Here is a 26125-nt window from a genome sequence, read left to right as displayed (position 1 = left end):
GACGGTGTGCATCATGGCCAAATTTCAAGATATTGTCAATTATTTTCGCTCTGATTGGAAGCTGAGTCTCTTTAGTATCACGGCATCCAGCATCTACGAAATTGTTGATTTGGTTGTTCCTTATGCGATCGGGCAGATTTTAAACGTTTTGTCTGATCAGCCTTTGGATAAACCACTTCAAAGTGCGATCGCAACTTTTGCTGACATCACCAATTATCCAGTTACTAAAACTCTATCTTTGAGTTTATTACTGGGTTTAGTTTTTGTTGTCACCGTAGTGAGAGCGCCAACACAACCTTGGTTAACCCATTGGTTTCATTGGGATATATCCTTAAGGTTGCGTCGGCAAAAAGCCCAAACAGCCATAGAAAAAATTCTGACTCTCCCACTGGAATTTTATGATGAAAATAACCCTGGACGCATTGCTGGAAGGATAGCTAGAGGTATTTCTAACCACACTTTTACTTACCCCGAAGTTGCCGGACAATTGATTCCTAAACTAGTTCGTTTGCTGGGAATTTTTGTTTTTATCTTGGTGATTGAGTGGCGAATTGCAATTTTGTATCTGATTTCCTTTATAGTCATTCTTAGCTTTAGCTTAAAGGATTTAAAGCAGCTGATTTGGCACGAAACTATTCTGGATAAATATGCAGAAGATACGGAAAGTCGCAATTCTGAACTGATTACCAACATCAAAACGGTGAAAGCCTTTGCTACAGAAGCGAAGGAACTGAAGCGCCAAAAGCAACGTTTGGATCGTGAACTAATGGTGGTTGAGTATCGTGTCCACAAAGGTTATACGAAACTGGCTACTTGGCAAAGGACTGTAATTCAATTCTGCGTATTTACTATCTTGGGTTTGACTCTAGCAGCAACAGCAGACGGTAGAATTTCTCTCGGTCACTTTGTCATGACCTTAACTCTTTCTAGCATGGCATATTCTGAATTAGAACCTATTAGCACTTTGGGAGAAGTTTTTGCCCGCCGTTATTCTTCGATGCTGCGGTTTCATGAATTTCTCCAAGAGCCAACTGCATCTGATTCAGCTAGTCTTTTAGAAGAGAGCAACCAAACAGAATCACCTTATAAATTTACAGGAAAAGTTGAGTTATCGCACGTCAGTTTTGGATATGATGCCAACCGTCCAGTTTTGCAAGATATCAACTTGTTGATTGAGCCATACCAAACAGTGGCATTAGTGGGGCGTTCCGGTTCTGGTAAGTCTACTTTAGTGAAATTGCTGTTACGATATTTTGAACCGAAAGAAGGTCAAATTTTGATTGATGGTCAAGATATTCGCACTTTGAATGTAGGTAAGTATAGACGAAGGCTTGCGATCGTTCACCAAGAAGTAGACATTTTCAACGGTACTATATTGGATAACCTGACTTATGGTAGAAGGAATGCCACTTTGGGGCAGGTTCAGGAAGCCTGTAGGATTGCCAGAGTTGATGAAGTAGTGCAGCACTTACCCCAAGGTTATTACACCGTTGTGGGGGAACGAGGTGTCAGGTTATCTGGAGGACAAAGACAACGTTTGGGAATTGCGAGGGCGTTGTTAGTCGAACCAGACGTGCTGATTTTTGACGAAGCCACCTCTAGTTTAGATTATGAATCTGAGCGTTCAATTCAGCTAGCGATGCGATCGATTCAGGGTACTTGCACCACTATTGTTATTGCCCACCGTTTAAGCACAGTGCGGGAAGCCGATAAAATAGTAGTTCTGGAGCAAGGAAAAATTGTAGAAGTAGGAAGCCACGATGAACTCTTGCGTCACGAGGGCATTTATCGCCGCTTGCACTCCCTGCAAGAAACAGGAGAACTCCTGAATTAGGGGACACAAGTCAATACAGTTCAGATAAGACCAAAACACTTGTCTTGACGGCGATTTATCGCGTCTCGAAAACCCACAATTTTCTACTATTAGCCCTTAACCCAAGCATATTGGGACACAAGTAAGTCTGCGGGGATAAACCAACAGGACTTACGCAACTGGCACAATGCGATCGCTAATTACTAGTACATAGGTATTAGTTAAATCTGATTCCGAAAGCCTTGTATTCGTAATAGAAGCCGATGTATTGGAAGCAGGACTTACGCAACTGGCACAAATAGCGGGCGGGGCGTAGCCCTGCCACACAACAATTTAAATCAAACCAAGCACATAGCCTCTTTTTATCACTTTGGGAGAACCCAATCACTGAAAGCCTTTGGGAGCTTTAATCTCCAGGTTTTGGTTACAAATTTTAGTTCCTGTTAGAAAATAAACACTCAAAGCTTGACTCGATCAAATTTGTCTGAGCAGGAAACCCTTTAATTGTCCATTAAAACAGTATCAAATGGTAAAAACTTATGATATACATTGAAATTCGTTTTACGCGGTTGGGTGAAGTGCGAGAAGTAAAGTAAATAATCCATTCCCACTACTAGAATACTAATCAGGAATCAAAGTTTTCCAATAATAAAAAACTAGGATTTACTCTTATCGGCTTCTTTTTGCGCCGCCTCACTGTATTTTTTATATAGTTGAGTCCGAATCTTGGCTTCCTGATAACGGCTGTGGTTTTGTGGCACAGTGCCCATTAAATCTGAAGCTCGTTGCCACTTAGCAGCTATCTCTAACCACTGAGTTGAGGTTGTGGCTGTTTTACCAGATGCAGAAGCTTGGTTGGCAATTCGCACAGATATTGGAAATGGATCGTCAGATTGCTCAGAAAGGCTATTATTAGGAGCAGGGGATAATGTTTGGGCTTTCTTCTCGTTAGTATCTTCTGTTGTTAAAGATTTGGAAGTTTCTAGTTGCATTAAGTTTTTCAGCTTATCACCTAACTGAGCATAAACAATCCAACTCAGCAACAACAGTGAGCATAAACCAGCCGCTACTAATAGCTTTGTTTGAGGTTTATTTTTGTATTTCTCTTTGTTAATGAGTACTAAAGGACGAGAGATTGGAGTTTTCGGAAAATTTGGTTTTCCTAGTTCAGCTTGAGCTTCTGTGAAATCTTTAATTAGTTGTTTGACAATATTGGGCTGAATTAATGTAATTTCCTGCGACCAAAGCAATTGGTTTTCGCGATCGCTATCTATTTCCTTTAACCACAGTAATTGTTGTTCCCGAACAATTCGGCTGTTGATATTGACTCGGCGAATGTGACGCGGGGCGATGGACTCAAGAATTTGCTGGATTTGTTCTACGAGGGGAGATTGCTCAAGTTGCTCTACCCTAGCCGCCTCGCACAGAAGTTGTAAGACACCATCAGAAAACATGGCTCTAGTTCTGACACCAGACTTGGCTAGCTTTTCGTTCAATAGCTGAATAATCGCTGCAACGCTCCCTTGGTGGGCTTGCCAAGCGATATCGTTTATCCGGTCTACCACCTGAAATTTTGTGATAGTTCTTCCACCCTGACTGATTAACGTACTCATTAATTTAGGGACTCTTTTCTACTGACCTTGATCTTGTCTTCGATTTTACGAGTAAAAAGATGAGTTGCCAAATAATATCATAAATATAGAGCAATATAGAATTTTACTTCTCAATTCGGCAAAGATGCTCGATCGCGCTCAGTTAATTGGACAATCTCACGTCTTGAAAGCGTGGGATTTTTGGGCTGAAACTACGTTTTCAGGGTAACGCCGATGTTGGCAGACGGGTTACTTGTTTGACATAGTACATTCGGATATTCGGGATTCAGACCACGACCCAAATTTTGTTGCAAGAGCGTTCGCACGAGAAGAAAACTCTTTCCGAGTCCCCATTCCCCATTCCCCAATTTATTGTTCACATACCAAACAAAATAGCTATATCAGGATACTTTTGTGAGGAATTCTCGCTTTTTTTACATTTTTGTCAGAATGGCAATACTAAATAGCACTGCGATCGCTACATTAGTAGATATATAAATAAAAATCATTGTTGATTTTTATTCGTTCGCAGTTCACACAAAATCATGAGTGCAAGTACCATTATTTCCGAAAATCCCTTACTCCAAGGCACTGGTTTACCTCCCTTTGCAGAGATTAAACCAGAACGAGTAGTACCAGCCTTCAATCAGTTGCTAGCAGAACTTGACCAGCAGCTTGCCACCTTAGAGACTAATATACAGCCTACTTGGAGTGGTTTAGTAGAACCCTTAGAAAAGCTGACAGAACGGCTTACCTGGAGTTGGGGGGCGGTAAATCATTTAATGGGTGTTAAAAATAGCCCGGAACTGCGCGAAGCTCATGAAATCGTACAGCCACTAGTAGTACAATTTATCAACAAGCTCGGTCAAAGCCAACCCATCTACAATGCTTTTAAAGCACTCCGTAGCAGTGATGGTTGGGCAACTTTAGAATTAGCCCAACAGCGTATTGTAGAAGCCGCCATTCGAGATGCAGAACTTTCTGGTGTTGGCTTAAAAGGAGAAGCAAGAGAGCGTTTCAACGCCATTCAGATGGAGTTAGCAGAACTTTCGACCAAATTCTCTAACCATGTACTTGATGCCACGAAAGCCTTCAGCTTAACCCTGACAACACAAGCAGAAATTGACGGTTTACCACCAAGTTTGGTGAGTTTAGCTGCCCAAGCGGCTCGTGCGGCAGGAGAAGAGAACGCCACACCAGAAAATGGCCCCTGGCGGATTACTTTAGACTACCCCAGCTACGGCCCTTTCATGCAGCACAGCACCCGTGGAGATTTGCGTGAAAAGCTCTACAAAGCTCATATCACTCGCGCTTCTAGTGGCGATTTAGATAACAACCCGTTAATTGTGCGTATTTTGGAGTTACGGCAAGAACTCGCAGATTTACTGGGCTTTAAGAGTTATGCCGAGTTGAGTCTTGCAAGTAAAATGGCTCCTAATGTTGAGGCAGTAGAAGCACTATTAGAAGAACTACGTCAGGCGAGTTATGATGCTGCTGTCAAAGACTTAAAAGAACTCCAGGCTTTCGCCGCATCATACGGAGCAGAATATCAGGATTTAAAACATTGGGATATCAGCTTTTGGGCAGAACGCCAACGAGAAGCAAAATTTGCTTTTACCGCTGAAGAATTACGTCCCTACTTTCCCCTTCCCCAAGTGTTAGATGGCTTATTTGGACTTGTGAAGCGGCTGTTCGGTGTCACCGTAACCCCTGCCGATGGTCAAGCCCCAGTCTGGCATGAAGATGTCCGTTATTTCCAAATCGCTGATGAAACAGGTTCTCCCATCGCCTATTTCTACTTAGATCCCTATAGTCGTCCAGCAGAAAAACGCGGTGGTGCTTGGATGGATGTGTGTATCAATCGGGCCAAAATCACTGAGAATGGTGAAACTGGCATCCGCTTACCTGTGACTTATTTGATATGTAATCAAACTCCGCCAGTAGATGGCAAGCCAAGTTTGATGACTTTCTATGAAGTAGAAACTTTGTTCCACGAGTTTGGTCATGGATTGCACCACATGCTCACCAAGGTTGACTATGCCGGAGCCGCAGGCATCAATAATGTGGAGTGGGATGCAGTAGAATTACCCAGTCAGTTTATGGAAAACTGGTGCTATGAGCGACCCACTTTGTTTGGTATGGCTAAACATTACGAAACTGGGGAAGCTTTACCGGAACATTATTATCAAAAGCTGCTAGCGGCGCGTAATTATATGAGTGGTACTGCCATGTTGCGGCAGATTCACTTTAGCTGTGTTGATTTAGAACTACACTACCGCTATCGTTCCGGTAGTGATGAAACTCCAGCAGATGTGCGTCATCGCATAGCCAAGACTACTATTGTTTTACCACCACTTCCAGAAGATTCAATGCTATGCGCTTTTGGACATATTTTTGAGGGTGGCTATGCAGCAGGTTACTACAGTTACAAGTGGGCTGAGGTATTGAGCGCTGACGCTTTTGCCGCTTTTGAAGAAGCTGGGCTAGAAGATGAAGAAGCGATAAAAGCTACAGGTGGGCGTTATCGGGATACGGTGCTGGCACTCGGTGGTGGCAAACATCCAATGGAGGTGTTTAAAACTTTCCGGGGTCGTGAACCGAGTACGATCGCATTGCTCAAGCACAATGGTTTAGTGAGTGCTGCTGTAAACTAAACCAAACTTCTGTAGAGAGGTTGCAATGCAATGTCTCTACAAAAAAATTTTTGCAAATAATCTTTAACTGGTCGCCGCGTTCCTCCCTCACCAACTTTTATGTATGGTGGGGGAGGAACGCCGCTCCGGTACTGAGTACCAGGAATTGTTTTTGACAATTTGGTGGTGAGTAATGAGCAAACACCATATTTTTTCGATTTTATACCCAGTCCCCAATCCCTAATCCCCAGTCCCTTTTACTATTTTGTTCAGTCTAAGGTGTTTCCGGGAAAATGGTTTCTCCTGCAACATCATCTAAGCGGATGCTGCCTAGCAAATTCCGCCACTGTGCTTGCAGTGCCGCATCTTGAGGATTGTTTTGACGTAGTTCCGCTAGTGTCGTCAGTGCCTCGTACCATATCCCCTTTTGGGCATAGACAGCATAGCGCTTTAGAGGTTCTGTGGTTTGTAGCTCTTGAACTATGGCTGGATTCAGTTCAATTCGTTGGATTACTCCTTCAACAAAAGTTGGCGGCGAATTCTTTTCTTTGTCACAGCTAATAGTAAAAAACCAGCGGTATTGTTTGTTTACTGCTAAAGCAGGAGCAGTGGTAGGTAGAGAAACGCGGATGACTCCTGCTTTATCCGGTAGAGCGATCGCCTTTTGGTAAATCTCGTTAGAGTCCTGATCTTGCAGCACAAATTCAGCTGTATATAGGGAATCTTTGGTATATGGCACATAGAAAAACCAACTTGGGCGTTCTACCGTTGTCTGTGCCCAGACATTGATCACTGAGTTAGCTTCTTCGGTAAAGGGCACTAAAGCAGTCAGGTCAGGTTTAGTAACTGGACATGCAGCCACTTCCCCGCGCTTCGCTCCACCACGAACGCGACCTCCAGGAGGGGGACCAGGTGGAATTGGAGGTTGATTATATGTGGCTTGAGCAATGGTCGTTTTAGCATCAGAGCGATTAGGGGTTGGTTTCCCCTGTACTGGAGTCAAGTTAACTAGTAAGCTTGTACAGCTAAAAGCGACTAATAAAAAGAGTTTTATAGGTTGTGAATTTGAATTCATAAAAACCTGACCTCATACGATTTTAGATTTTAGATTTTAGATTTTAGATTTTAGATTTTAGATTTTAGATTTTAAATTGGGCATTTAGTTATTCTCCCCCATTCCCCATTCCCCATTCCCCATTCCCCATTCCCCATTCCCTATTCCCCACTCCCCACCGGCACTTCTGTTTTTGAATGATAAATTGACATCAAGCCCACCATCGTGACCAGTGATAAAGCCGACGGTACAAACGGTACCCAAGCACCTACAATTAACAGACCAAAGCAAACTATATACAAAACGCTAGAGGTAACACCGACTGCCAAGACCAACCAGGGTAACGAAAGCTTGTGCCAAGCCAGGACTCCCCCCACCACAGACCAGCCCAAAATCCAGACTATCTCAATCCACAGTGACCAAGCCCGCAGCAACGGCCGCCCATCCTGGACTGCACTGAGAATCTGACTGATCATGTGAGCCTGTACCAACACTCCTGGCATTTGATCATCTAAGGGAGCGCCATAGGGTGTGGGCCAGGTGTCTGGAGAATCCCCCTTTGCCACGACACCAATTAGAACAATCCGGTCTTTGATCGCGCTGGCGTTAACCGAATTAGATAAAAATTGCGTTAGCTTCACTTGTTGGGCTATCTGTTTTGGAGAACGGTAGTTGAGTAAGATTTGACCGCCATTAGCATCTATATTTTGATAGCCACCAGTTCGAGACTTTAGATTAGGAAAAATAGTTTTACCCAACTGCAAATTCCCTTTAGGGGTGAACTTTGGTTGAATTCCGTCAGGGCGCAGATAGAGGGATGCTAGTTGTAAACTGAAGGAATAGGGAGCAGAACACAACGATGTCGCCTCCTGATTCATGAACAGCAGATGCCGACGGATCACTCCATCGCGATCGTGAATAAAGTCACTGAATCCCAAGTTTCCTGGAGGGATTTCTGGTGGCGGCTTAATACCTTTAATATTTCCTGTGCTATCACTCCCCTTACATACGCCAACCAAGTTCGGAGTTTTTTGAAGACGAGTAATTAAATCTGGGTCTTTCGCCTTAAAATCACGGTAGATATCCAAGCCGATCGCACGGGGTTGGTATTGATTCAGTTTTGCCAGGAGTTTATTGAGAGATTTTTCGGAAATGGAAGCTCCGATCAAATACTCGCCATTTTGTCTTTGAGTCGCCAAATCATCATCGTCAATTGTGATTATTAGCAGTCGCGGATCAAGTCCTTCCGCAGGGCGCGATCGCATCATCAGGTCAAAGGCTTGAATCTCTGGATTTTCCAGCCATCCCAGCAATCTCACCCCACAAACCAAGGCTGTAATCGCCAAGCTAGATAACAAACTTGTCTGAAATCTGCGTCTGCTAGACAAAGCTAAATTTGGTATATCTTCAGTTTTGGTAGACCTTAATTCATCCCAAGTGGGTGGTATCTGCGCTGGATTTTGGCAAATCATTGGTAGCCAAGTTGCACAGGGAAATCGATCCTCAAGTCCTTGCAAACGTTCCCGCGCTTGGCGTACCGCTTGATATAAAGACTCTCCACCAGAAAAGCCTTCGAGAAAATACTTTAAAAACTCCTTAGCAACTTGGTCTGGGACGGGTTCGCGCATGACGATTATCTGAGGAATTTGCAAATCAGCCAATTCTCGCGCCAATCCCAATCCATCACAGGAGTTAAATATAGCTAATTGCAAGCCGTTTTCAATAGCTTTTTTGAGAGCGTACTTTAACTCACCAATGGTAAGACTATCAGTTTTATTCAGGTAAATTCGTCCGCTTTCTCCATTCCTGTGACTAGAACTGTGCCCAGCAAAAAAAAGAATATCCCAGTTTTTTCCCCAGAGATGGTCAGTCAATTCTTTACGCTGTGGTTCTACCAGAAAGGTAACCTCTGCGTTAGGACACTGTTGCAGTAAAGCTTGATCGGCTTGGGTGTCAATCCCCTGACTATTGCCCACAATTGCCAAAATGTTGACTAATTGGTTTAAAGTGCGTGGCTTGTGAATGCGATCGTAGGATGGTGAAGAAAGGGCAATTTCAGCCTTGGGATAGCGTTCTAACAAGTCCCACAGATGCCAGGGTAATAGCTGCAATTGGCTATTTTCTGTTTGCAAAATCACCCGCACTTCATCCGTGGACGACAATCTTTCTAACCACTTTTCCCTTAAAGGGCGAAACTCTTCTGCTCGCAGCCAGATATTAAAGCGTGCCCGTAAAATATGGGAAGTGTTTTCGCAGTCTTGAATCATCGATACATTCGTCACCTGCATTTGGTCAGCATGGAGGCGATAACGATTGCCTATCTGCCGATAACTAGACTGCCAATGACTATAGTAGAGCGGCATTTCCGGGAATGAAGGTAGCCTCCCCGTGATTTCTGTTGCAGCCCGCTCGTGTTCTTCACCAATTTGAAGGGTGACAGCAAACCCCTGCTCAAAACTACCCTCTCCGAATTTCATCACCACTAACTTACCCATGACCGTCACTATCTCCCTGTGCAAAACCATCCCCTGTTCTAATGTCTCATAACAAGCTCCACAAGCATTTACAGACTTTTTTAAAATCCCCAAATGCGGGCTTGAATTTTTAATCTTTAATTTTTAATTAACCAATTACCACTTAATAAAATACTGACAAAGAGGGAAGATAGCTACATATTTCAAATTCGGAAATGTTCGGTAATGCTGGTATTATCCAAGGCTACTTTAACGCTAAATTGCTCTGTGGGTTCGCCACGAAACTGTAACTGAATATAATTGTCTGATCTTCTAGATTGAGCATCTAGAAATACTGCTCCCGAACTATCTAGTACAGTGAGATGAACTCCTGGTGGCAAGTAGATTTGATTCCCAGTGGCGTGTAATTGCAGATGAATACTGGTTTGTTGATCCTTTTCGGGGCTGATTTCTACAATCAACATGACTGGTTGGTTGAGAATTTGGATACCCAAATCAATCAGTTTTGCCCGTTTAGTAATAGATTCTGGTCGGTTGAGGGCATTTAGTTCCAAAGTTTCAGTACTGCGAAAGGCATAATTTGGTCTGAGTTCTGGCACATTCCACAGGGATTCAATTGTCTGCCAGCCAGTATCAAATATCCCAGCAAACCACTGACTCAAATTCACTAACGAGGTGAGTGGGGATTGGCGCAGTTGCCACAGGTGGTCAATAAATGCTTCCAATGGTTGCAGTTGACTTAAAGGCAGTGTTTCAGTTGCCACACTAGGGATAAAACCAAGCAGCTTCGCTTCTTCAAGCGATTCATCAAATTGAACTACTAAATAACCCACCCGTTCTTCCCAAGTTTCTGGAGGAATGGAACATATCCGTTGATGCAGATGGACAGGGCGACACTCTAGACGACCAATTGAGGGAATCTCTAAATCAGCTACATTTCCACAAAGGCGCATGATGGGGTTCCAACTGTCACTAGCTTGAAGATTAGTAGGAATATCCATCATTTGCAAGTAGTCATTCACCACCCATACAGCCAGAGTATTCAGCTTGACTTGCTCTGCTTTTTCAGAATTGGGCTGCTGGTTAGCGAATTGCTGGGCAGTAATACGAGCCGTTTGGGTAATGGGTAATATTAAAGCGAAATCATCTAGCCGATAGGTGGAGTTATTCATAAGTCAATCCCTAGTCATCAATGCTGCTATGTAGATATCACCTGCATTCACTAAATTTATGCCATAAAACAGAGAATGATTATTAGAAAATTGGGCATGGGGCATGGGGCATGGGGCATGGGGCATGAGTCTTTAATACTCGTTAACAAGTCTTTGAATTCCACTCCCCTGCCTCCTCCAATGCCCAATGCCCAATGCCCAATGCCCAATGCCCCATTCACAAATCACAACCAATTGCCAATCAATACATAGGCAGACCAAAAGCTTGGCGCTCTGTAGTTGGGATGTTTCAGCAGTTGTAGCTGGGCACGGTGGACTGCTTCGGCTTTGGTAATTTTTCCACTCTTAAGTTCTCGATAGAACGCACTCACAAACATCGCTGTTGATTCATCATCAATTTGCCATAGGGAAGCTATGGTACTACGTGCCCCTGCTCGTACAGCTGCTCCTGCTAGACCGAGTGCTGCACGGCTGTCTCCTGATGCTGTCTGACAAGCACTCAAAACTAATAGTTCTACGATGCTTTTACCCTGACTGCGGAAGAGAGTATCAAAATCCTTGACATTGATCTGACCATCAAAATCTAAAATGAAAGTGTCTTCAAGGCGGGAACTAAACTGACCGTGGGTTGCTAAATGCACTATGTTGAATGAAGTTGCACTAATTTCACTCTCTAAATTCTTTTTCTTAAATTCCCCATCTACTAAGCTAGTTGTCGAAACTCCAGCTTTGGTAATGCCATCAAATTCAGATTTAATCGCAAGCAATGGTGCAAATTTGGGAAATCCTGGCGGTGGCTGAGTCAGTCCTGCGGTTAGCGCTCTGAGCTGCTGTTGCACTAGCGGTTTTGGATCGAGGAGTTGCAAACCCACGCTCAGAGCGATCGCATATTTCTCTACCAAGTATTGTTTACCATCGTAGAGAGCTGCCATTGGTAAGTTGCGTAATGGCCCATCCAAAACGAATACTAAAGTATCGACGCCACTTTTTTGCAATTCTGACTCAATAGGTTTAAGCAGCCAGTTGTAAACTTCTTGCGATTGCTTTTGAACGTTCTTGGTAGCGGTGGGATTGACAAGATTTTTTCGCAGTTCTACTAAGAGTTTTTCTACTTCTGCTTGGGAAATCTTGGTAGTGTAGCTTTGCAGGCGTTGTTTGGGAATTTTGACAATTACCTGGAGTTCGTCAGGAAGAATAATCGGATAAAGGATGGCGGCTGTGGAATTATCTTGGTCTACCACTTTATCTAGGGCTACTTTCTTACCTTGCAGACAAGCTTCCCGGAAAAAGTCGTCTAATTCTGCTAGTTGGAGTGCTTCAATCCGCTCGCGTGCTTTCTCCAATATTTTTTCATCTGATAATTTACCTTTTTGAGATTTCAGCAGTAACTCTACTGACTGGCGGTATACGGGTTCTACGCTATCCCGGAAGTTGAATTGCACATCCTGGTTTACTACATCTTTATTCACTACTAAATCTTTGCGGAGAGACTGGAGAGTATCCACAGCAGAATCATAAGCCGCGATCGCACCATTAATATCTTTTTGTGCCCAGAGCAATCTACCTAACTGCCACTCCAAGCTATAGGTAATTTCTAGGGCATTGCTGCTCTGTGCTAAAGCTAATCCTTGCCTGGTCAGCTTTTGCGCCTCTGACCACTGTCTGGTTTCTTCATACAAGCCGCCTAAACTCTTCAGGGCATAGGCTTCTGCCCGCTTATCTCCTAAGCTGTGGGATTGCTGGATGGCTTTGGCGAGTAATACTGCTGAGTCTTTTGTGCTGAATCCTGAGTAATAACTATGACTCGATGCTTGCAATACACCACTATTGACTTTTGATAGACTCTGTGAGTAATTAACCTGAGCGTAAATACTAGCGCGGCTGAGGGGAAGTTGGTCGAGTTTGGATTCAATCGACGGTAAGAGAGTTTGAACTTTTGCCCATTGTTGATCTTCAATGAGTAGTCCCAGGTGATTCAGTTGCGCTTGGACTTTTGTTAGGGGTGAGGGAGATGCTTCAACTGTTTGTTCATAATAGGCGATCGCCTGTTGACTTTTCTGTTGTTGGCGGGCATGATTCCCCAAGCTGAATAGACTTGCCCCAATATCAGCGCTTGATTGCAGGTTTCGAGCAATTGTCAGACTTTCTTCTAGCGTCTGACGTGATTTGTCAAAATCGCCCAATACCAAAAGGGCATCACCGAGCGATCGCAAACCTACTGTCTTTTCTATAGAATCTGGTTGAGATTTTAACGTCTGACTTACCTGATCGAGTGTTTTGACAGCCCGTGGGTAAAATCCTTGGGTGCGCCATGCTTGTGCTTGATTGATTTGCGATCGCACTACGCCACTTTTATTATCTGTTTGTTTGTAAATTTGTTCCGTCTGCTGCCAAGTCGCTAAAGCCGCCTCAGCCTGTCCCATTAACAGTTGTAAACGACCTTGAATATCTAGTGATTGGGCAAATATTTGCAGATTTTGGTTTTTATCCTGTCCTTTGAGCAAATTTAAGCTCTCTGTAATTGCCTGCTGCGCTTGACTCCATGCGCCGAGCTGCTGATAAGCCAGAGAAAGATTACTCAGTGTCGCTGCCAGTGCGAGGTTCTCCCCTCGCTGCTGATATACCTGGACAGCCTGTTGCAACAATTCTACAGCTTTGGCAAAGTTGCCAGCACTGTATAAAACTTTGCCCTGTTGTAGTAGTGAGGCGGGGTCAGCAGATACAACCAGCGATGTCAGACTGTTTATTGGCGGTTGGGATGAGGAATTGATTGAAACAGGAACTTTTGCTAGTACAGGTGAACCGACAATGCATAGCAAAGCAATCAGGAAGTACAAAGGTAAACGTAAAAAGTTAGCGTCACCCGTAAGGATCTTTTTGGTTTCTAAAACGAGTGACTGGCAAACCCCAAAGATGTAACGAAGGGAAAATATGCGACGCCCTGGCTCCTTTTGCCTTTTAACTTTTACAGAATTCGCGCCAAAAATCCTAGTTTTTTTTAGGCATAAGCATGACAAGAGGTAGGTGACATACTCACCGAGAAAGAAGGGTCGGTGATTCTGGAGTAATGAGTAATAAGTAATAAGTAAATACCCATTACTCATTACTCATTACTCATTACTCATTTAAAGTCCTGTCACCGATGATAAAAAGCCGTCCTCAAAAGACGGGGCTTCAGACCCAAGTTTTTGGTGATAACCAGGAGGGCACAGTATGAACTGTAGGTGCTTGGGCTACCAGAGTAATGTTACCATTCCCATCCCTCACCTATCTCTGAGTTTCTACAATCTTATTTATCAGGAGAGGCAGAGGGCAGGAGGTAGGAGGGAATATTGACTCCAGCGCTGAGAGCAATTGACCGTACAGAACTTGGGTCTAAAACCCCACAGTCTACACGGGGCATACAATTGGGAGCTAGTCCGGTGAACGGGAACGCCTGCATAAAGGAACTGGCGTGCGGGGTCTGAATCCCTGCCTCCTGCCTCCTGCCTCCTTCACAATAATCCCTCCAATTCTGCGAATTTACGCAAACGCGGTAGACATTGGCGCTGATAAAAACTGCTTAATGTCGGAATTGACATTCCAAATTCCTCAGATAATTCTCTCCAGCTAACTTCCGGGGGTAAGCGCTTGAGAATTAACACCTGACAATTCACCTCTGGACGCCCTTTAATGTAAGTACCACGCAATTCTCCATCAGAATCCGTCTTTGCCCATATCTCCAAGTCTTCTAGAATTGGAGGTGCTTGGGGATTAGCTGGAAGATTATCTACAGGGTCAATGATTTCACTTGTTCCACCCGATGTAGACTGACGAATTCTCAGAGGGACAGTAGTGGCTTGTTCCCGGTTCTGGTTCAGATAAAAGTCTTGTAGTCTCCTTTTTAGGTAAGCATTCAGCCAGGTGATGACAGTACCATAAGTGGGATCATATATCTGACCTGTCAAACCTTCACAAACATTGCGACAGAAATACAACCAAGTTTGTTGTAGTGCGTCTTGATAGTAGGGAGTACTTTCCCTCCAGAGTCTATTTGCTGTCAAGCGAATAATTTGCGTGAGCAGCTTCTGACGCTGAGGGCTTCCAGGTTGGTGTCCACAGGCTTCTGTAACTAAGCAGCGTAGCTGTTCATCGAATTGAACCATGACAATCTTGGCGAAGAAAGCAAGAATATCTTAGTATTGCGTATAACAACGCCCGAAAAAATTACCTTTCGTCAAGATGTTGGGGATTGGGGATTAGGTACTGGGGACTGGGGACTGGGGACTGGGAGATTTGAGTCTTTGAGGTGGATGAATGAGTATCTGAGGTGGATGAATCCAGTTCAAAGGTGGATGAATGAGTATTTAAGGTGGATGAATCCAGTTCAAAGGTGGATGAATGAGTATCTGAGGTGGATGAATGAGTATCTGAGGTGGATGACTGAGGATCTAATTCTCTTTGTCTCCCAATCCCCAATCCCCAATCCCCAATCCCTAATCCCCAATCCCCAATCCCCAATCCCTAATCCCCAATCCCCAATCCCCTCAATACAATCCCAGCCAGGACAAGAAATTTTCCCACCAAGAATATCTCAGATTACCTACACTCAACTTCATTTTGTTGCGAATATCTTGGATTTTCCAGTTGGTTAGTTTAGCTAGAGTTTGCGCCTCTTGTTCAAAACGCTTGGGTAAAGACTGCTTATATTCTCTACCCGCCTGACATTTGAGTTCCCCTTGGAACGGATGTTGTAAAACATAACGCCCTTGGAAAGATTCACTGTTGGCAGTTTGTTGAAATATCAAGTCTTCAGGGAATTTGTCACGGGTATAGCGGACATGCAAGCGAGAAATGAAGACGTTGCTTCTAGGAAACGGACGACGAAAGTTAGGGGATACTGGCACATTACTTGCAGAATTATCATCTAGCCAAAATACACCCGCTTGCTTGAGTTCCTCTGGGGTCAGGGGTTCAGCAGAACAGGGATCGCAACTACCCATATCCCAAGCGTATTCTAAAAAACCAACCTTCCTGTCTTCTTTGGTGTAGATGGTTTGAAACATAGATTTGTAAAATTCACCAAATTCATCTTTGACAAATATGGGAATATTTGCGTCGGAGGGAATTTTTACCGTCCGGTAGTTAGTGATTTCTGCCTGTCCTTGGGGCGAGAGAATGTAGACAATTAAATCTTGCTCTGTCGTAGCATTGATCATGCCCAAACGAATTGGCAGCATGAATTTAGGTGACTGGTAAGAAATTTGTAGCGGACGGAGGAACTGATAGCCAGATTGCTCGAATTTATCCAAGTTGACTTTAGCAACAAAGAATTTCATTGAGGAGCGAATGTAAGGCTGAAGTAACTGTTTCGCACCTCTGGGGATTTTGTAGCCATTGCGTTTGAGCCAAGTTTCTAGTCCACCAGATTCTTTAGCGCTGAGGATCAAAATGTCGTATTCGCCGACGTTGAAACGTGCTTCGACTGTCACACCTAAACTATCATCACTGCTTCTTTTACGCGCTGACTGATTGCTTGCTGCTGGCGCTGGTGCTGCTGATAACTCTCTTTCATAAACTGGGGCACAGGGATCTGGGTCAAAATATTCAACTAATCGCGGCGCACTAAAAGCATCTAGGCGTTCGATAATCTTGGGTTCAGTGACGCGAACTTGTTCTTTTTGCAGCACCGTTGGTACTGGTACTACCATTGCAAAATCTTTGACTTCGCCTTGAAAGTCGTTTGCCATTGTTAGGACAGTGCGATCGCCATCTCGCGCGATCACAACCTGAGAAGCTTTGTTATACAGTTTTGTATCTGCTTTGGCTACATAAAATCCACAAAATGCCCAAGCTGCGGGTGCAAAGCACAAAACAGCTACAATTGCCAACAATAATGGTGTTAAAAGTCGAAAAATTTTCATTTTATACCTCTATCTTTTTTAGTGCTAGAGACTAGAGACGCGATGAATCGCGTCTGTACAAGAGTTAGGAGTGCTGAGTTAGAAGTTCTTCTCTTGTTCCCTCATCTTTCTCTTGCCAAGCAAACCTTGGGGCTAACCAGAGAACATCTAGCAGGATGGTCAATGGTGCTAGGGCAAACAATGCCCAGAAAACTGCTGTGGAAACAAAGAAATAATTTCGCAGGATAAAAGTTAAGCCGGCGATACAGATTGCCCAAACTACACGCCCAATTGGGGAATTGGGAATCGATCGCGGATCTGTAATCATAAATAGAGCAAACAGCAGCAAAGACCCGCTCATCAATCGGTGCCAGTAAACATCCCAAGTCCAACCCAGCCAGAGATTGCGAATGGCTTCCAGCAAAGAGTAGGAACCCAAAAAAGCTGCTGTGGTGTCCCAGCGACCAACGTGCTGCAAAATCATGCCGCCAGTGCCGACAAATAATAGCCCATACCACCACTCTTCACCCCATTGTCCCGGCGAAACCCAAGCATCAGGGGTGAGAATCAAGGCAGATATGATGCCAAAATTGGCGGGATTGAAGAAATGCTTATCGCCGACTTGGAAGATAAATTTGCTAGCGATCGCAAGTGCTGCCGCTATTGCCATTGTCGTCCAGTGATCAGCCCGCAACAGTAAACTGAGTCCCAGTGAGGTAATTAAAGCACTGCGAAGATTCGGTATTTGTTTTTTGTCATTAGTCATTTGTCCTTTGTCATTTGCTAATGACCAATGACCAATGACTAATGACAATATCCATTGAGTTGCAAGACAAGTTGCGATCGCTACCCCAATTAACTCTGGTCGCAGCGTCCAATCTCGTGTACCGATTCCCAAGACTAGGAATAAGCCCAGAAATAAAATCTGATAATCTCGTATATCTTTTAGCAACATTAACCCTTAATTCAGGGATTACCCGTAGATTTTTCATCAATCTAGACGAGTAATAGCTCAAATAGTATTGCTGTTACAAATTTTGTTACAAAGTAGATAAACGCAAAATGCAACTAGCTCCCCTGTTCCCAATTTTCTACCGCATTCTCCAGCCGAGTTTTCCCAACTGCCTTTGGGGTGGAAATCCTCATACGAAAGCGATCGCACTTACGTTCGACGATGGGCCACATCCGCAATACACACCCGAAGTCTTGGCGGTGTTAGATCGTTACAATATTACAGCGAGTTTTTTTTGGTTGGGTGTTTGCGTCAACCGTTCACCAGGTATTGCTAAAGCCGTTAGCGATCGCGGACACTGGATCGGATTGCATGGCTACGATCATCGCTCTTTTCCCATGCTTTCCCCAAATGACCTAAAGGACAGTTTAGAAAAAACCCAAGCTGCTATCTACAATGCCTGCAACCTGCAACCTGAACAAGTGCGGGATGTCCGCCCCCCCAATGGTTTATTTACACCTGCGACTTTAAAATTATTCTTTGAGTGGAATTACCGTTCAGTGATGTGGAGCGTTGTACCAGAAGATTGGGTACGACCAGGTGTCAGCACCGTAGTACAGCGAATTATGCAGCAGGTGAAAAATGGTTCAATGATTGTCTTGCATGATGGTGCTTGCGGTGGACAAGATGTTGCTGCGACAATTCAAATTCTCATTCCGCAACTGCTACAACAAGGTTATGAGTTTGTGACTGTTGATACTCTATGGCAGCAAGTCAAGGCTAACTAAAGTACTATAGGAATCCGCTTTGATTTCTAGGCAACAGGCAACAGGCAACAGTCAAGAAGGCTTCTTAGTTGTACTGAGTTTTTTCAGAAATCAAATATGAGTCCTATAGCCTATCAAGTTAATAAAAATGTGGTGCTAGCGTGTTTAGTACTCAAAGTTAGCGATCGCTTATCTACACATTTTGCATAATTTGGCAAATGTTATCTGCGATTACGACATTGTAATGGGTAGCGCTTACCCCGCCATGTCGTCCAACCATCTGCGATTTTAGTACGACTGTTGTATTTGAGATACCAGTTATCTTGTTCTGCACCTAAATAACGAATACCTAAATCTTGTCTTTGGGTGCTGGAAAAACGTTTTCCTAGAGGAACCCAGGCACTACCATTATCACTAAACCGCCCGATGAGACGGACACCAGAAGTAGTAGAACAAACATCACCACTACAACTAGTTTGTGGGTCATCGACTACTTTCCACTGCATTTGAGCTGGTCTACCGTCAATATTACAATCCCAGAGACCAAAGAACCACTCACCAGCAATCTGACTAGCTTTAGCATGGCTAGATGCCAATACCAAACTTGCAGGAACAATCGCTAAACCCAAAAGCCATTTTGTGATGTTTTTCATAATGCTTCACCAATACCTTAAGCTAATCTGTACTTTCTATTCACTTATAGGTATCAGCATCGCTGTTTATGCAGCTATTAAAGTATCAAGTTTGGCATAAGAATTTTCATCCATTTTCTAGCCGGGAGTATCAGCCTGTGGTGGCTGATATCCCAGTGGCTTATGCTAATTCTTAAAGTTGATGTGTGGCTAGAAAAGCTTCGACTTCAGCAGCAGTAGGTTGAGAAGCGATCGCACCTGCTTTAATGGTAGTCAGCGCTCCAACAGCACTGGCATAAGTAACAATGCGTTTTGCTGTTTCTGCATCCTGCAAGCCGTGGATGCCATTCTGACTCAACTGATGGATAAATCCTGCCAAAAAACTATCCCCTGCACCAGTTGTATCAACTACAGGAATGGAAAACGAGGGTAATTTGCCTTCGTTTTCACCTAAACAGTAAGTGCAACCGTTTTCTCCATCTGTTACTAGTACCCCTTCAATTGAAGCCAGACGGTAAGTGATGGCTCCGGGATCTGCGGTTTCAAATAGCCATTCAGCTTCTTCTTTGGAGAGTTTGAGAAAATCGACTCGGTTAAATAATTCTGGAATTTTTTGATGGGCAATGTTTGGCTCTTTCCAAAATACAGGACGCCAGTTGACATCCAGCACAATCTTCAAGTCGTAATGTTCTGCTAATTCTAGAGCGCGGTGAATTGCCTTTTCACTTTCAGGATAGGCTAATTCCAAAGTACCCAAAACCAGAAAATCTGCTTCTTGAAACAGCGAATCTGACAATTGTTTAGCTTGCAGGCGAGTATCGGCAAATTCTGCGGTGTCATACTGACCAAATCCGGCGAAAGTGCGATCGCCAGCCAGATCCCGTGTAACATAAACTTGCCGCGTTGGTGCTGTGGGATGGCGTTGTATCCCCGTCGTCTCTACACCTACATCTTGTAATAGCTTGACCAGTGCATTCCCTGGTTCATCTTCACCAACGGCTCCGATAAATCCTGCTGGCGTCCCCAGCTTGACTAAAGCACAGGCTACATTAGCTGGTGCCCCTCCTGGATAGGGAGTCCAGGATTTCACTTCTTCCAGCTTTAGCCCTAATTGATCGGCTAAACAATCAAACAAAATTTCACCAAGGCACAAAACACGGGGATTGCTCATCTCATTTTCAATTTTAGATTTCGATTTGGGATTAGGAATTTACAGTATAAAATCTACAATAGTTTTTGCTAATCTGTCGCCAGTCCTTCATAGAATTAAATAGCAATTTTTATTACTCTAATAGCATGTATATGCTTCTAATTCTCGCTTCTTTGAGCTAAGTGCTGAGACAATATTCTTGCGAAGATAAGCTATATTTATTACTTTAAGAATTGCGTAGGTTATATTTATGTCAACTTGAAATCCAAAGAAAATATTGACAATCGTATTACTGCTAACACTTGAAACCCCTACCAACAAAAGAATCTTCTAGAATTAGAAAGAGCGATTAAGTACATATACCAAGGGAGGATAGAAATAGTCATGGCTGGTGGCAAGTCTGAGACCCCCGTTAGTCTGTCAGACAGAGAACTGCAAATTATCGACTTAGTAGCCGCTGGCTTAACTAACCAAGAGATTGCAGGAAAACTGGAGATTAGCAAGCGTACAGTTGATAACCATATCAGTAATATTCTCACCAAGACCGAGACAGAAAATCGAGTAGCCCTTGTCCGCTGGGCTTTACAGTGGGGCAAAGTCTGTTTGAATGATGTCAATTGCTGTACTCTACCTAACCAGATCGAATAAACAATTTACTAGTAGCAACGTAATTGCTTTGGTCTGGTATGATGCAAGCCAATTTTGAGTTTTACTGATTTTTCCCCTCTCACGACTAAGTTTTCAGTGTGAACACTCTACCAAAAGTTCCGAGTCCTTCACTCAGGCGGAGTTTATGTTAGTGGAGCCAGCTGACCCTCGGACTCGGAAACTATAAAGACCAGATATTCAGCAGAACAGATTGTAGGACTGGGGACTGGGGACTGGGGACTGGGAACTTGGGAGAACCATCTACAATAATTCCCAATTCCCAATGCCCAATGCCCCATGCCCAAACAAAAAATCATCTAGAAAAATTAGCAACAATTCAGTGATGCAAGCGTTACATTTGAAAGAAATCTATGTTGCCCCATCGGCTTTGGGAGTAGTGTTCCAATGAATACTTCCGCTTATTTTCAGGGTAGCTCGTCTCCCTTTGAATTTTTTAACTTTGATTTTACGATACCTGTATCTGAGAAAGTTTCGAGTATTGAAGACCAATTTTCAGACTGTCCGCAACCCACACAAGATACCGACTTACTCAGACAGCTATCGTTTATTCCAGGGTTGAAGGAAATTTTGATGCTGCGGCAGGTTCACGCCTTAGAACACGCAACTGTTTGGGTTCTTAGCGAATCAAAAAGTGCCTATCCTGCCAGAGCAGAATCCACTAAGGTTCAACTAGATAATGAACTATTAGGTGGTTTGTCTACTGAGCAGGGATTTTACCTCTATGGTGAGGTAAATATTAGTGATTTGCGGCGTGCGGTCACACTTGCTCGATATCGCATCACCACTGGAGAATGGGATTTGGCTGTACATCCCCGTTGTGGCACAAATTTATCAGTAGCAATGCTCTTAACGGCTGGACTAGCTGTGGGTGTGCATCTGTTGCTACCATTTCGCCCAATTGAGCAACTTATAGGTTTGGGGTTAGCAGCAACGACAGCCGCAGAACTCGCACCTGATTTAGGTTCTATGGCACAGCGTTACCTAACAACTGCTATTCCTTTTAACCTAGCAATTGAAAATATTACTCGTACACGGGATGTTTGGGGGCGTGAGGCACATTTTGTTAAAGTAGGCTGGCAAGAGTAATCTTATGGAATCAAAACCACGTACCTTCAAAGAAACCGCTAAAGAAACAACTCTACTGTTTTCAGGGGGCGCTGGCGCTGGACTAATCATCTTTGCCCTGTTCGGCGGCTTATGGCACGTCACTCACTTTTGGTGGGTGATGGCAGTAACTACAATGTTCTGCGGTTTATTAGCCGTAGTGTTCCGTCAAAACTTCCAGAAGATGTTAGATGCTTTGATGGATAATGCTCCCTGGATGTAGGAACACAAGGTTAAATATTTCCTTAAAAATTATGAGAAAACTTTACTTCTTACTTCCCGGTACAGATGACAAATTTGCCTGTGGTGGTCTTTGGGCTGAGTTAAAAGCACTTAATCTGGCTCAGAATTTCTGTAGTGCTGATGTTGTAACTTACCGTCAACGAGAAAAAGGTAAGCTTTTCATTGATGATTTACTAAAAGAGAAAAATTTAAATGATGTAATTTTTGTCATTAGTTGGGGATTTGATATAGCTCAACTCGTGGCTAAACTTAAGCAATACAATGTCGTTTACCACGCACATAGTGCAGGTTATCCATTTCGGCTACCTGCGAGTATTCCGATCATGACTGTTAGCCGCTATACAATGGGATATTGGGGAGAAAAATCACCCAATTCTCTAATTTATTATTTGCCAAATCAAATTTCTGATGAGTTTCAAAATTTAGGTCTGGAACGGGATATTGATGTTTTAGTTCAGGCTCGGAAGTCTTCTGAATATTTAATTAAAGAATTGATTCCAGCGTTGCAAAAACGTTGTAAAGTATTGGTTGTTGATTCATACATTGATGATTTACCTGGGCTATTTAACCGAGCTAAGGTTTATCTTTATGATTCCGCTGAGTACTGGGCACAACAGCGTGTTAGTGAAGGATTTGGTCTACAACCAATGGAAGCTCTTGCCTGTGGCTGTCAAGTATTTTCTAGTGTCAATGGTGGACTAGCTGATTACTTAGATCCTGGATTTAATTGCTATAAAATTGCTGGATATTCTCAAGAATATGATGTTCAACGTATTATGAAAGTGATTGAATCTTCAGTAGCATTTAGTTTGTCTGAAGAGTTTTTAGTTGAGCATCGAACTGAAAATATTATTAAGCGGTTCCAAGTTATTGTGGATGAGTTGAATGAGTTTTTTGATCACAAAATCCAGCAGCCATCTAATATTAAGAGTTTGACGAAAACACGCGTGGCAAAATTACTCGCCCAGAAGATATACGGGAAACTGAGGAAGAAATATTTTAAGTAATAGAAACGTATATGCGTAGCGACTTGCCACAGGCGATCGCAGAAGTGCTGAGAACACAGAGATTAAGAGAGGAAGTTAGATGAATCGGCGGTTATTAGTTACTGGTGGTGCGGGGTTTATTGGGGCGAATTTTGTCCATCATTGGTGTCAAGTTTATCCAGACGATCGCGTGGTGGTGTTGGATGCTCTTACCTACGCTGGGAATCGTCTGAATTTGGCGCTGGTTGAGGATAGAGAGAATTTTCGGTTTGTTCAGGGGGATATTTGCGATCGCACCATCTTAGACGAGCTATTATCAACGGAAAATATTGATACCATTGCCCATTTTGCCGCTGAATCTCATGTCGATCGTTCAATTCTTGGGCCAGCTGCTTTTGTGCAAACTAATGTAGTCGGAACTTTCACCCTACTAGAAGCTTTTCGGCAACATTGGGAGACAAAAGCACAGCCATCTGATTATCGTTTCCTACACGTTTCTACTGATGAAGTGTACGGTAGTTTGGGCGCAGATGACCCAGCTTTTTGTGAAACTACACCCTACGCTCCCAATAGTCCCTATTCAGCTTCAAAAGCGGGTAGTGACCATTTAGTGCGTGCTTATTATCATACTTATCAACTTCCAACCATTATCACAAATTGCTCTAATAATTACGGCCCTTATCAGTTTCCCGAAAAGCTAATTCCCCTGATGTGCATCAACACTTTGATCGGGAAACCATTACCTGTTTATGGCGATGGTAAAAATGTGCGGGATTGGCTTTATGTGGGCGATCATTGTCTGGCTCTGGATGTGGTGATTAATCATGGTGAACCAGGAGAAACATACAATATTGGTGGCAATAATGAGGTGGAAAATATCAACCTCGTCCAACTGTTATGTCAGATGATGGATGAATTAGCATCTGATTTACCAATATATCCAGCCAAGCAGTTAATTACTTTTGTCAAAGATAGACAAGGACATGATCGGAGATATGCAATTAATGCAAACAAAATTAAAACTCAGCTTGGTTGGACGCCTTCTGTAACGATTGCTGAGGGTTTACGTTTAACTGTTGAATGGTATCTCAACCATCGTGATTGGTGGGAACCTCTGCTATCTGCGGAATATCAAGCTTACTATCGCAAAAATTATCTGTAGAATTACCTAAGATGGGGCTAACTTTCACCAGTAATGCTCTGAAATTCTTATAGGGAACTAATTTGTCATAATGTAAGCGACCAAGAATTATGCCTGGATGTCTATTTTGATTTTGAGCAAATTCTTCAATCGTTTCACAAGAAAAGGCTTTTTTACTGCTGATAATAAATTCATTTAATGTCTGAGAATTTATTAACCAGTCAGCGGCTTTTGCATTAGCTTCTTTTTCTTCCTCATTCTCTTCTAACGCATCCAAGTTGTCTAAATAAGCTCCTTGATGCCCTAAAACGATATGTGCTAACTCATGCATGAGGGTGAACCAGAATGAATCTATCCGGTCATATCTCAATGTCAACGCGATAACGGGATTGCTGTTTAAATATAAAGCTGCACCATCCAAGTAGGTTTTGCTTAAATGCGGCACAATTAGAAAATGTACACCTAAATCTGCTAGCAATCTAGGAATCCGCACGATACTTTCTACTTGTTTAGCACAAGCAAGAATTTCAGGGATAGCAATCTCTATTTTTTCGCGTTCAAAACTAGCAACGGTTTGTTGTCTTGCTAGGTTCTCAACCCGTTTTACCCAAGTTATGCGAGAAGTTTCCTCTGGCTCTCGATGCTCGGAACAACGGAAATTAACGGCTAACTGGAGTGTTTCATCTAAGGAAGATATGCCGAAAAAATTACAGATTTGTCGTTCTAAGTCATCAATCGAATCTGTTGCTTGAATCCACTTATTTTTGATTAGTTCAGAGATGGGGGCAATTGTATACAATCGGCTTTTACGAGCTATATCTTGCTCCTTTTTTTCTTTTCCTACTAGATGAAGTTGATACTTTACTTCAAGATTTGTCCAAAACTCTGGAGAAGTACCCAAGGCTTGGGAGAGTTCGATAGCTATTTCAGGTATAATTTGCTTGCTTCCCAGAATAATTTCATCGATACTTTGAACTGGACACCCCATAATTTCTGCTAAATCTTTCTGTGTCCAGCCACGGGCTTCTAATTCTCGACTTAAAATTTTTCCTGGTGTTGGTACTTTTGCTGGTGCTAGCTTCTGGCTCATATTGCTGTTTCCCCTTCTGCCTTGGTTAGTGGTAGTCGGGGTGAGACAATATCCCAGCGCCTTCATAATTGAATTGACGTTTTCAAGGCGCGGGTTGCCATTGCTGGATAAAGCTTTTTGCAATCCCCGGCGTGTCATGCCTGTTTGCTCGGCTATCTCACTAATTCCTCGTACACGAGCAACAACACGCAAAGATGCCAATAACGCACCAGAATCGTTGTCTTCTGCATATTCCTGAAATATCTCGGTCAAATAATCATCGATTTCTTCCGGGTGCTTGCGGAAGTACTCTTCTTCAAATTCATCAAGTGTTCTAAAATTTCTCATGGCTTAGGTACTTCTTCCAGTAAGCTTTTGCGTCTTCGATGTCCTGATTCTGTGTGCTTTTGTCGCCTCCACACAGTACGACAACAATATTTTCAGCATCTTCACCGAAATAGACGCGATAACCAGAACCAAAGAACATTCGCAACTCGCTTAAACCATCTCCTATCGGCGCAACATCGCCGTAATTACCTTGTTCAAGGCGGCGTAGGCGTTGCAGTATGCGTCGTTTTCCTTGTTGGTCGCGTAAATTATCCATCCACTCTGCAAACGGCTCGTAACCATCTTGATTGGCATAGATGATAATCTGTTTTGGTTGTGCTTCTTTGGTCACTTTCAATCTCTACTATAATATTTATAACATATGCGAACAATAATTCGCACTAATTTTCTAGAGAACCCCAAAATTGGAATCTTCAACTGCTTTCAAAAAATTATTAGGCTCCC

General features: G+C 43.2%; 20 protein-coding genes. 8 read left to right on the top strand and 12 right to left on the bottom strand.

Features of this window, described 5'->3' with window-relative positions:
• Positions 1–13 precede the first annotated feature (13 nt).
• A complete protein-coding gene (locus RRG12_RS04020; protein ID WP_420758436.1) occupies positions 14–1834 on the top strand; it encodes an ABC transporter ATP-binding protein in 1821 nt (606 codons plus the stop codon).
• A 635-nt stretch (positions 1835–2469) separates the two neighbouring features.
• Here the strand turns inward: RRG12_RS04020 and RRG12_RS04015 are convergent.
• On the bottom strand, positions 2470–3426 hold the full coding sequence (locus tag RRG12_RS04015; protein ID WP_069068478.1) for a hypothetical protein: 957 nt from the start codon (positions 3424–3426) through the stop codon (positions 2470–2472).
• Positions 3427–3950: 524 nt separating this feature from the next.
• Here RRG12_RS04015 and RRG12_RS04010 point away from each other — a divergent pair.
• Positions 3951–6059, top strand: coding sequence for a M3 family metallopeptidase (locus tag RRG12_RS04010; protein ID WP_420758435.1), 2109 nt, complete (start codon positions 3951–3953; stop codon positions 6057–6059).
• Between the two features lie 253 nt (positions 6060–6312).
• Here RRG12_RS04010 and RRG12_RS04005 read toward each other — a convergent pair whose 3' ends face one another.
• From RRG12_RS04005 to RRG12_RS03975, 7 genes are all read right to left on the bottom strand, one after another.
• Entirely contained in the window at positions 6313–7113 is an 801-nt protein-coding gene (locus RRG12_RS04005; protein ID WP_420758434.1) for a DUF928 domain-containing protein, read from the bottom strand.
• Positions 7114–7253: 140 nt separating this feature from the next.
• Positions 7254–9587 (bottom strand): CHASE2 domain-containing protein, encoded by a 2334-nt coding sequence (locus tag RRG12_RS04000; RefSeq protein WP_420758433.1) that lies wholly within the window; start codon positions 9585–9587, stop codon positions 7254–7256.
• A gap of 182 nt (positions 9588–9769) precedes the next feature.
• Entirely contained in the window at positions 9770–10738 is a 969-nt protein-coding gene (locus RRG12_RS03995; RefSeq protein ID WP_420758432.1) for a DUF1822 family protein, read from the bottom strand.
• Between the two features lie 224 nt (positions 10739–10962).
• On the bottom strand, positions 10963–13842 hold the full coding sequence (locus tag RRG12_RS03990) for a CHAT domain-containing protein (RefSeq protein WP_420758431.1): 2880 nt from the start codon (positions 13840–13842) through the stop codon (positions 10963–10965).
• A gap of 390 nt (positions 13843–14232) precedes the next feature.
• Complete coding sequence (locus RRG12_RS03985; RefSeq protein ID WP_420758430.1) at positions 14233–14883, bottom strand: sigma-70 family RNA polymerase sigma factor; 651 nt, start codon at positions 14881–14883, stop codon at positions 14233–14235.
• A gap of 381 nt (positions 14884–15264) precedes the next feature.
• The gene (locus RRG12_RS03980) at positions 15265–16641 is read right to left on the bottom strand and encodes a DUF2330 domain-containing protein (protein WP_420758429.1); all 1377 of its coding nucleotides are present in this window, start codon (positions 16639–16641) and stop codon (positions 15265–15267) included.
• Between the two features lie 64 nt (positions 16642–16705).
• Positions 16706–17575 carry an RnfABCDGE type electron transport complex subunit D gene (locus tag RRG12_RS03975; RefSeq protein WP_420758428.1) on the bottom strand — a complete coding sequence of 290 codons (870 nt, stop codon included), beginning with the start codon at positions 17573–17575 and terminating at the stop codon, positions 16706–16708.
• A gap of 107 nt (positions 17576–17682) precedes the next feature.
• Here RRG12_RS03975 and RRG12_RS03970 point away from each other — a divergent pair, with 107 nt between their 5' ends.
• Entirely contained in the window at positions 17683–18360 is a 678-nt protein-coding gene (locus tag RRG12_RS03970; protein ID WP_420758427.1) for a polysaccharide deacetylase family protein, read from the top strand.
• Between the two features lie 200 nt (positions 18361–18560).
• On the opposite strand, the gene RRG12_RS03965 is transcribed toward RRG12_RS03970, so the two are convergent.
• Positions 18561–18992, bottom strand: a complete 432-nt coding sequence (locus RRG12_RS03965) for a DUF6006 family protein (protein WP_420758426.1) — start codon at positions 18990–18992, stop codon at positions 18561–18563.
• Between the two features lie 172 nt (positions 18993–19164).
• Positions 19165–20142 carry a carbohydrate kinase family protein gene (locus tag RRG12_RS03960; protein ID WP_420758425.1) on the bottom strand — a complete coding sequence of 326 codons (978 nt, stop codon included), beginning with the start codon at positions 20140–20142 and terminating at the stop codon, positions 19165–19167.
• Positions 20143–20505: 363 nt separating this feature from the next.
• Between RRG12_RS03960 and RRG12_RS03955 the strand changes: the two genes are divergently transcribed.
• The 5 genes from RRG12_RS03955 (at position 20506) to rfbB (ending at position 24285) form a co-directional block, all read left to right on the top strand.
• Positions 20506–20769: a helix-turn-helix domain-containing protein gene (locus RRG12_RS03955; protein ID WP_069073632.1), complete on the top strand. Its 264-nt coding sequence runs from the start codon at positions 20506–20508 to the stop codon at positions 20767–20769.
• A 405-nt stretch (positions 20770–21174) separates the two neighbouring features.
• Positions 21175–21876: a DUF6391 domain-containing protein gene (locus tag RRG12_RS03950; protein WP_420758424.1), complete on the top strand. Its 702-nt coding sequence runs from the start codon at positions 21175–21177 to the stop codon at positions 21874–21876.
• Positions 21877–21880: 4 nt separating this feature from the next.
• Positions 21881–22117 (top strand): hypothetical protein, encoded by a 237-nt coding sequence (locus tag RRG12_RS03945; RefSeq protein ID WP_069073634.1) that lies wholly within the window; start codon positions 21881–21883, stop codon positions 22115–22117.
• 31 nt (positions 22118–22148) lie between these two features.
• Positions 22149–23144 (top strand): glycosyltransferase, encoded by a 996-nt coding sequence (locus RRG12_RS03940; protein WP_420758423.1) that lies wholly within the window; start codon positions 22149–22151, stop codon positions 23142–23144.
• A 79-nt stretch (positions 23145–23223) separates the two neighbouring features.
• Positions 23224–24285 carry a dTDP-glucose 4,6-dehydratase gene (gene rfbB / locus RRG12_RS03935; RefSeq protein WP_420758422.1) on the top strand — a complete coding sequence of 354 codons (1062 nt, stop codon included), beginning with the start codon at positions 23224–23226 and terminating at the stop codon, positions 24283–24285.
• On the opposite strand, the gene RRG12_RS03930 is transcribed toward rfbB, so the two are convergent.
• Together RRG12_RS03930 and RRG12_RS03925 are read right to left on the bottom strand one after the other, a co-directional pair.
• On the bottom strand, positions 24212–25681 hold the full coding sequence (locus RRG12_RS03930; protein WP_420758421.1) for an addiction module antidote protein: 1470 nt from the start codon (positions 25679–25681) through the stop codon (positions 24212–24214). The genes rfbB and RRG12_RS03930 overlap by 74 nt on opposite strands.
• Positions 25668–26012, bottom strand: a complete 345-nt coding sequence (locus RRG12_RS03925) for a type II toxin-antitoxin system RelE/ParE family toxin (RefSeq protein WP_069073637.1) — start codon at positions 26010–26012, stop codon at positions 25668–25670. The genes RRG12_RS03930 and RRG12_RS03925 overlap by 14 nt, the downstream gene beginning before the upstream one ends.
• Positions 26013–26125 lie beyond the last annotated feature (113 nt).

This window comes from Nostoc sp. CALU 546 (assembly GCF_048836525.1).
Note: the sequence above shows the minus strand (reverse complement) of the source record. Positions and strands in the feature narration are given on the sequence as shown.